At 33.0% G+C, this 1165-nt stretch carries 1 protein-coding gene and 1 pseudogene; both read left to right on the top strand.

Features of this window, described 5'->3' with window-relative positions; all coding sequences use genetic code 11:
* Positions 1 to 172: 172 nt before the first annotated feature.
* Positions 173 to 859 carry a sugar transferase gene (locus ABZS58_RS51455; protein ID WP_354792168.1) on the top strand — a complete coding sequence of 229 codons (687 nt, stop codon included), beginning with the start codon at positions 173 to 175 and terminating at the stop codon, positions 857 to 859.
* 3 nt (positions 860 to 862) lie between these two features.
* Positions 863 to 1165: pseudogene (locus tag ABZS58_RS51450) on the top strand (UDP-N-acetylglucosamine--LPS N-acetylglucosamine transferase); the annotation flags it as partial.

Genomic DNA, 1165 nt, shown 5'->3' with positions numbered 1-1165 from the left:
GAAGGAAGCATTTGAAATTATTGAAGATAGTTATGGTTCTGGTGTATCACGAATGTTTCAAAATAATGTAGAGTCAGTGATTATAAACGAAAGTTTATATCAAGAAAAACCAACAAAGATCAAAACAAAAAAATTTTTAGGATTATTTTAAAGGGATTAATTGGAGTAAATAATGGAAGTTTTTGAGGATTCCTCATCACCTGAATTGGAAGAACACAAGTTAGTAGCATTAAAAAAATTTACTTATAGAGAGCTAATTATAAAAAGAGCAATTGATATTTTAGGAGGGTTAGCAGGTTCAATTTTGTTTCTTATTGCGGCTGCATTGCTTTATGTCCCTTACAAAATGAGCTCAAAAAAAGATCAAGGGCCAATGTTCTATAAACAAAAACGGTATGGAAAAAATGGTAAAATTTTTTATATTTTGAAATTTAGAACAATGATAATTAATGCTGAGCATTATCTAGAGCTCCATCCAGAAATTAAAGCTGCCTACCATACCAATGGCAACAAATTAGAAAATGATCCACGGGTAACGAAGATTGGGTCATTTATCAGGCGACACTCAATTGATGAGTTACCACAATTTATCAATGTTCTTAAAGGGGATATGGCATTGGTTGGCCCAAGACCAATTTTGCTTTTTGAAGCGAAAGAATATGGGGAGCGCCTCTCTTACTTACTCATGTGTAAACCTGGAATTACTGGTTATTGGACAACACATGGTCGAAGTAAAGTTCTTTTTCCTCAACGAGCAGATTTAGAACTCTATTATCTCCAGTACCATAGCACCAAAAATGATATCAAGCTTCTAGTACTCACAATTGTACAAAGTATTAACGGATCGGACGCATATTAAAAAATGAAAATAGCATTAGTAGGTTCCAGCGGTGGCCATTTGACACACCTGTATTTGTTAAAAAAGTTTTGGGAAAACGAAGATAGATTTTGGGTCACATTTGATAAAACAGATGCAAAATCTATATTGAAAGAAGAAAGATTTTATCCTTGTTATTATCCCACAAATAGAAATGTAAAAAACACGATAAAAAATACCATTCTTGCATTTAAAATACTTAGAAAAGAAAAACCAGATTTGATTATTTCGAGTGGTGCTGCGGTAGCCGTTCCTTTTTTTTGGTTAGGTAAACTATTCGGTGCAAAG

Source organism: Dactylosporangium sp. NPDC005555, assembly GCF_040605635.1.
GTDB lineage: Bacteria > Actinomycetota > Actinomycetes > Mycobacteriales > Micromonosporaceae > Dactylosporangium.
The sequence above is the reverse complement of the archived record's forward strand: the minus strand, read 5'-3'. Positions and strand labels throughout refer to the sequence as shown.

Excerpts from the sequence above, each read along its gene's own strand:
- ABZS58_RS51455 (WP_354792168.1), top strand. The coding sequence starts at position 173 with ATGGAAGTTTTTGAGGATTCCTCATCACCTGAATTGGAAGAACACAAG.